The organism is Aromatoleum sp. (genome assembly GCF_035254505.1).
GTDB lineage: Bacteria > Pseudomonadota > Gammaproteobacteria > Burkholderiales > Rhodocyclaceae > Aromatoleum.
Genome location: NZ_DATFAO010000107.1, coordinates 60,424 through 67,557 on the forward strand (window position 1 = coordinate 60,424; position 7,134 = coordinate 67,557).

Sequence of the window (7,134 nt, forward strand, 5' to 3'; positions counted from 1 at the left end):
GAAGCTTTGGCGACCGCCGCGATGAAAGACGCAGCCAAAAGCGAGGCAGGTGTTCGATTGAGCGGCCCTTACAGGGGAATACGCCTTCGGCTAATCCGCCCTAAGCGTCGCCTTTCTCGACGACGATCGCCACGCCCTGTCCGCCGCCCGCGCACGCTGACGACACGCCGTACTGCAGCCCCGCCTCCTGCAACTCCCGCGCGACGGTCGTCGTGAGCCGCACGCCCGACGCTCCCAGCGGGTGCCCGATCGCGATTGCGCCACCATGCACGTTGCAGCGCTCGCGGTCGAGGTCGAGTTCGCGCTCGCAGCCGAGGTACTGCGCGCCAAAGGCTTCGTTGATCTCGACGCGGCCGAGGTCACGCACGGCCAGCCCGGCCTTCGCCACGGCCGCGCGGATCGCCGGCGCTGGGCCGATGCCCATGATCTCTGGCGGCACCGCGACCGCTGCCCCCGCGACGATGCGCGCGAGCGGCTTCACGCCGTGCGCGCGCACCCAGTCGCCGCGCGCGACAATCGCCGCGGCCGCGCCATCGACAATCGCCGAGCTGTTACCCCCGGTCTGCACGCCGCCGAAGGCGGGTTTGAGCTTCTGCAGCGCCTCGAACGCCGTCAGCCGCACGTGCCCGTCGCGTTCGCACACTTCGGCGCGGTCGGCGAGTTTCAGCGAACGCGGCTGGTAGCCGTCGAGTTCCCACTTCGCATTCACAACCGGCGCGACCTCATCCGCGAACCAGCCCGACTCCCAGCCGGCACAGGCGCGCGCGAAACTCTGCGCCGCGAAACGATCGACCTCCTCGCGCGAGATGCCGTAGCGCTTGGCGAGGTTCTCCGCGGTATCCCCCATGCTCGCTCCCGGCGCAGTGTCCTTCGTCGCCTCCCACAGGAAGTCGCGGAAATCCACCTGCCCCATCCGAAAGCCCGCGCGATGCGTATAGGCCGCGATCGGGTTGCGCGACATCGACTCGGTGCCGACGCACAAAGCGACCGTCGCCTTGCCGAGCGTGATCTGGTCGGCCGCCGCAATGATCGTCTCGAAGCCCGTGCCGCAAAGGCGCTGCACGAGAAGCGCAGGCACGTTCGGATTCACGCCCGAATACAGCCCGATGTGGCGCGGCAGGTAATAGGTGTCGAAGCTCGCCTGCGCCATGTTGCCGCCGACGATCGCGTCCACCTCGGACGCCGGGATGCCGCTCTTCTCGAAGAGTGCCCGCGCGGCGTAGATGCCCAGATCCGTCGGCGAGACGTCGCGCAGCACGCCCCCGTAGTCGGCGAACGGCGTGCGTTGTCCGGCGACGAGCCAGATGTCGTCGTAGGTCCGCGCGTGGGCGGCCGATTCCGATGCGGCGTACGGATTGGTTGCGCTCATCGCTGCGGCCCCTGTCCCTTGCGTTGCAGGAAATGCCCGATGCGTTCGGCGACTTCCGGGCTGGTCTGCGTCAGCGCCGCGGTCAGCGACTCGACGAAGAGGCCGTCGTCGCTCGACAGGTTGTCGATACGTGCCACCGCCGTCACCATCGCCCAGTTCGCTATCGGCGCGTTCTCGGCGATGCGGCGCGCGAGCTGCTGCGCTTTCGCCATCGCCTCGCCCGGCCCGACGAGGTAATGCGACAGGCCCAGGCGCTGTCCCTCGTCGGCCTCGACGATGCGTCCGGTCAGCATCATCTCGCACATGCGTCCCGCGCCGATGATGCGCGACACGCGCACTGACGCGCCGCCACCGACGAAGATCCCGTGCCGCCCCTCGGGCATCTGGTAGATCGTATTCGGTTCGGCCACGCGCACGTGCGTCGCCGTCGCCAGCTCCAGCCCGCCGCCGATCACCGCCCCCTGCATCGCCGCGACCACCGGAATGCCACCGTTCTGGATGCGATCGAACACTCGATGCCAGCTGCGCGAATGCTGCATCACGCCGAAAGGATCGCGGTGCTGGTGCTCGGAGAGATCCAGCCCGGCACAAAAATGCTCACCCTCCCCACCCAGCACGATCGCGCGCGTACCTTCCGGTACGGACGCGAACGCCTCCTCGACCGCGGCCAGCAGCCGGTCGCTCACCGCGTTGCGTTTCTCGGGGCGCGCCAGCATCACCGTATAGATGCCGTGCTCGAATGAAGTCTTGACCAATTGTTCGCTCATCGCGGATTTCTCTCTGTAGTGATGGCAGCGGTGTCCTTCACGGCTTGCCTCCTGCGGCCGCCAGAATGACCGCCTTGTCCGGCATATCGGCATAGAGCGCTTGCACGAGGTCCACACGGCGCCCAAGCACCGCCCGCTGATTGATGTAGCCCTTGTCGGTGATTTCGCCCGCCTCCACCGAGGGTGGCTCGGCCATCAGCACCGCGCGCGCCGGCACGGTCGAAGACCCTCCGCCCTCCTGTGCAAGCGCGATCAGCCCGAGACGCACGCGTGCCCGCACTGCCGGGTTCGCCAATACCTGCTCCACTGGCGTTTCAGGCGGCAGACCCGGGCACAAGGAGCGGCACTCTGCGACGTTCGGGAAGACCAGCAAGCCGATCTCGTCGCGGTCGTGGCCCGTGACCACGATGTCCTGCGCAACCGGCTTCAGCGCATCGATCGCTTTCACGCGCAGCGATCCCACATGCACCCACGTTCCGGTCAGCAACTTGAAGTCTTCGCCGACACGTCCGTCGAACAGCAGTCCCAACTCCGGCCGCGCCGGATCGACGAATTCGACCGCGTCGCCGATCAAATAGAAGCCTTCCTCGTCGAAGGAGTTCGCCGTCAACTCCGGCTGCTTCCAGTAGCTGGGGAACACGTTCGGCCCTCTCACGCGCACCTCGAGCTTGTCGGCCGAAGGCACGAGCTTGAGCTCCGTTCCCGGCACCGGCACGCCGATCACGCCCGAGCGCACCGCCTGGAAGTGGCAATCCGTCGCGAGCGGCGCCGTCTCCGTCGAGCCCCACGAGGACACCATCGCGACACGCTCGCCAACCGCTTCCTGCGACAGATTCTCCAGTTCCGCCCACAAGTGTTGCGGCAACGCTGCGCCCGCGTAGAAGATCACCTGCAGCCGGCGGAAGAAGCTTTCCCGCAGCTCGGAATCGCGCCTCAGCGCCGGCACCAGCATGTCGTAGGCGCGCGGCACGCTGAAATAGATCGTCGGCGAGACCTCCTTGAGATTGCGCAGCGTCCGTTCGAGCAACGCCGGCGTCGGCTTGCCGTCGTCGATGTAGAGACTGCCGCCCCAGCGCATCACCATGTTGAAGTTGTGATTGCTGCCGAAGGTGTGGCTCCACGGCAGCCAGTCCACCAGCACCGGCGGCGTATCGCGCAGGAAAGGCCAGACGAGCTCCTTCGCCTGCTGATTGGCGCACAGCATGCGCTGAGTGTTGATGACCGCCTTGGGGGTGCCGACCGAGCCCGACGTGAAGAGGAATTTCGCGATCGTATCCGGCCCCACGCGATCGAAGGCGCGCATCACCGCCGCCTCGTCGCTTCGTGCCTCGATCTCCGCAAACGACATGCACCCGGTCGCTACCGCACTCCTAGCTCCCGCAACCACCACCGCATCGTGCAAGGGACGGACCGCATCGAGCGCCGGCATGAAGCGTTCGACCGCGTCCGCGTAGATCACCCCCGGGCGCAGCAGCTCGATATTTGCCTTGAGCTTCGTGAAATCCTTCGACATTAGCGAGTTGCCCGTCGAGATCGCGCAGGACGGCACGCCGACGTGCATCGCCGCGAGCATCAGCAGTGCATGCTCGATAGAGTTGTCCGAAAGAATCGCCACCGGCCGGTCGGCCGAGAGATTCTGTCCGAGCAGCCAGCTTGCAATCGCCACCACACGCCGACGCGCCTCGCCGTACGTGACCTTCTCCCACTCGCCAGCCGCATTGCGCTCGGCGAGGAAGAGACGCCCCGGCGCCTCGCGCGCCCAATGCTCCAGCCACTCACCGACGCAGCGCGCGTAGGCCGCAGGGAGCGGAATGCCACAGCGCAAAATGCGGGAGCCGTCGTCGCGGCTTTCGACATCGACCACAGCAGGCGCAAAGAGCGCCCCCGCGTCACGAATCACGGTATCCATCGGAATCGCCGTCCGCGCTTACTTGCCGATCATCTTGTAGGCGCCGCTGTCGATCTTCACGAGCACGTGCGAACGCTCGTCGAGGCCGAAGTGGTCTGCCGCGCTCATATTGAACACGCCGTGGCTCGCGACGACCTCCTTGTTCGACTCGATCGCATCGCGCAGCGCCGCACGGAACTCCGGCGTCCCCGGCCTGGCCGTCTTCAGCGCGACGGGCACCGCCTGCTCCACGATGCGGTAAGCATCGAAGGCATGCCCTGCGAACGACGAGAACGAGCCTGCGCCATGCTGCGCCTCGTACTTCTTCACGAGATCCAGCCCGATCTTCTTGGACGGATGCGAATCCGGCACCTGATCGACCACGACCACCGGCCCGACCGGCATGATCACACCATCGGCAGCCTTGCCCGCGACCTTCAGGAAAGCCTGGTTCGCCGCCGCGTGGGTCTGGTAGATCTGCCCCTTGTAGCCCCGCTCGACGAGCGTCGTCTGCGGCAACGCCGCCGGGCTGCCCGAGCCGACGATGAGGATCGCGTCGGGCCGTGCGGAGACCAACTTCAACACCTGTCCGCTCACCGAAGTATCGGCGCGCGCATAACGTTCGGTCGCGACAAGCTTGATGCCGGCCGCGTCAGCCTTCGCCGTGACGGAGGTGAGCCAGTCCTCCCCGTAGGCATCCGAAAAACCGATGAAGCCGAGTGTCTTCACGCCATTCGCCTTCATGTGCTGCACGACCGCGTTCGCCATCACGCTGTTCTGCTGTGGCGAACGGAAAACCCACTTGTTGCGCTCCGCGGCCAGCGCAGCCGGACTCATCGTGACCTGCGGCGTGGTGCTCTCGTTTGCGACCTCCGCAATCGCGACCGTCGCGGGCGTCGTCGACGAGCCGATCAGCACGTCCACCTTGTCCTCCGTGACCAGCTTGCGTGCATTCTTGGTCGCGACGGACGGATCGGTCGCATCGTCGAGCACGACGTAATTGACCTTTTCGCTGCCGATCTGCGTCGGCAGCAACGCGAAGACGTTCTTCTCGGGAATGCCAAGCGACGCCCCCGGCCCCGTCGCCGACAAGGAAACACCGATCGTGATATCCGCCCAGGCCGACTGCGCAGACGACAACACGGCGATCGAGCACAACACTGCGAGCTTCTTCAACTGCATGTCACTCCTCCTTTGGTGTGGAACGCCCGAACGCGCACGGGTCATCGTCGCCGGCGGCTTATGCCGCTCTTTGCTGCCGACACGACCTCATCGCTTCAGCATGAAGATCAAAGTAGCATCGCTGCAGTACCCTGTCAAACGATTGGTCAATTAGTTTATGTAACAGCGGCAGGAGTCCTCGAACACGCAATATGTCTACCTCCGGATAGTCGTTTGCTCGCTATCATTGCGGCCGATCCACTCAAATACGTCCATGCCGCCCGACTCCCCCCAATCTCCAAAATCCCGTCTCGGCGATATCGCACCCGACGCTGAAACGCTCATCCTTCGCCTCGCGCGAGAGGAGCCGGAGCTCGGCCAAGCGGCGGTCGCGGCGCGATTGCAGGGCGACGGCGTATCGATCTCCCCTTCGGGCGTGCGCTACCTCTGGCAGAAACACGGACTGGAAACCACGGTCAAGCGGCTCCAGGCACTGGTTGATCGGTCCGAGGCGGGGCTGGAGGCTTTGTCCGTCAGTCAGCGCGCGCTGCTCGAACGCGGCACGCTGACGGCCCAGCTTGCCCGGACCTCGTCAGCGGAAGGCGACGCCGTGGGCGACGAAACGCTCGATCGCCGGCAAATCATCCTGAATGCAGCCGCCGAACTGTTTTCGGCACAGGGATACGACCGGACGTCGATTCGCGACATCGCCCGTCGTGTCGGCCTCCTTCCGGGCTCCGTGTATCACCACTTCGCCTCCAAGGACGAGCTGTATCTCGCGGTACATCGCGAAGGCTTCCACCGGGTGATGTCGGCCGTGACTTCCGCGATCAGCGAATCCGACGACCCGTGGGAGCGGCTACGCTGCGCGTGCGAAGTGCACGTACAGTTGATCGTGGAAGGCCCGCCGGTCGAGCGAGTGACGGGACACAATCTCGCACTCGTCGGCAACGAGGCGTTGCTCGCCAAGATCCAGCCCGAACGCGAACGCTATGAACAGCTCTTCCGTGAGCTCGTTCAGGCCTTGCCGGTGTCACCCGGAACCGACCTGACCATGCTGCGCCTCTTCCTGCTCGGCGGCATGAACTGGGTATACCTCTGGTATCGCAAGGGAAAACAGACACCGCGCGCGATCGCCGATGCCATGGTCAGGATGATCCGCTACGGCGTGTCCGACCAATAGCGGCCGGAAGCCCCCGTTACTTCGCCGCGAGCCCCTGGCGCTGCGCGTAGGAATGCAATTCGAGACGGTTGCCGAGCTCGAGCTTCGCGTAAATGGACGTCAGATGATTGCGCAGCGTGTGCTCGCTGATGTGCAAGCGTTCCGCAATCTGACGTGGCGATGCCGACGCGTCGCGCGAAACCTCCGCCACGGTCAGGCGTTCCTTGCGCGTCAGCAGCGCGATCTTCGCCGCTTCGGGGTCCGGCTGCAGTTCGGCCTTCTTCTTCCGCGCCAGCTCCAGAAAGATCCGGCCGGCTGCCATGCGGTCCACCCAGATCTCGCCGAGGTGAATCCGTTCGATCGCCTTCAACAGCACCGCGACCGGTTCCGTCTTTCTGACCACACCGCAGGCTCCGGCCAACACAGCGGCGTCATGTAGTTCGAAATTCGCCGACGAGGTCAGGGCGAGGATTCGCGGGCCGCCCTGCGCGTGCACGCCCTCGACCGCGCGCAGGCCTTGCTCGCCATCGACATCCACGACGACGACATCCGCGCGGGCGCCTTCAAGGGTTGCCAATGCGCTCGTCAAGCCGTCAACCGCTCCCGCCCACTCCATTGCCGGGCCCCGGTACTCGACGATCCTTTCGAGCCCGCAGGCCACGATCGGAAACTCGCTCACCAGAAAGACGCGGATCGGCTCGACCTCCTCCATATTCACTTACAGAACCTCGGTTATTGTTTTGATGGGCGACCAATTCTAGGAATTTTCTCCTATTTTTGGGGCATG

Annotated in this window: 6 protein-coding genes; 1 reads left to right on the plus strand and 5 read right to left on the minus strand. The window is 65.3% G+C overall.

Annotated elements, in window-relative coordinates:
• Positions 1-100 precede the first annotated feature (100 nt).
• From VJ673_RS23480 to VJ673_RS23495, 4 genes are read right to left on the minus strand one after another with little or no spacing between them, the layout of a single operon-like run.
• Positions 101-1,369, minus strand: coding sequence for a thiolase family protein (locus VJ673_RS23480; RefSeq protein ID WP_324128609.1), 1,269 nt, complete (start codon positions 1,367-1,369; stop codon positions 101-103).
• Positions 1,366-2,136 (minus strand): crotonase/enoyl-CoA hydratase family protein, encoded by a 771-nt coding sequence (locus tag VJ673_RS23485; RefSeq protein ID WP_324128610.1) that lies wholly within the window; start codon positions 2,134-2,136, stop codon positions 1,366-1,368. Before VJ673_RS23485 ends, VJ673_RS23480 begins: the two co-directional genes overlap by 4 nt.
• A gap of 37 nt (positions 2,137-2,173) precedes the next feature.
• Positions 2,174-4,045 carry a feruloyl-CoA synthase gene (locus VJ673_RS23490; protein WP_324128611.1) on the minus strand — a complete coding sequence of 624 codons (1,872 nt, stop codon included), beginning with the start codon at positions 4,043-4,045 and terminating at the stop codon, positions 2,174-2,176.
• A gap of 18 nt (positions 4,046-4,063) precedes the next feature.
• Positions 4,064-5,206 carry an ABC transporter substrate-binding protein gene (locus tag VJ673_RS23495; RefSeq protein WP_324128612.1) on the minus strand — a complete coding sequence of 381 codons (1,143 nt, stop codon included), beginning with the start codon at positions 5,204-5,206 and terminating at the stop codon, positions 4,064-4,066.
• 253 nt (positions 5,207-5,459) lie between these two features.
• On the opposite strand from VJ673_RS23495, the gene VJ673_RS23500 reads away from it, so the two are divergent.
• Positions 5,460-6,368, plus strand: a complete 909-nt coding sequence (locus VJ673_RS23500; RefSeq protein ID WP_324128613.1) for a TetR/AcrR family transcriptional regulator — start codon at positions 5,460-5,462, stop codon at positions 6,366-6,368.
• A 16-nt stretch (positions 6,369-6,384) separates the two neighbouring features.
• On the opposite strand, the gene VJ673_RS23505 is transcribed toward VJ673_RS23500, so the two are convergent.
• Entirely contained in the window at positions 6,385-7,059 is a 675-nt protein-coding gene (locus VJ673_RS23505) for a response regulator transcription factor (RefSeq protein ID WP_324128614.1), read from the minus strand.
• Positions 7,060-7,134: the final 75 nt, after the last annotated feature.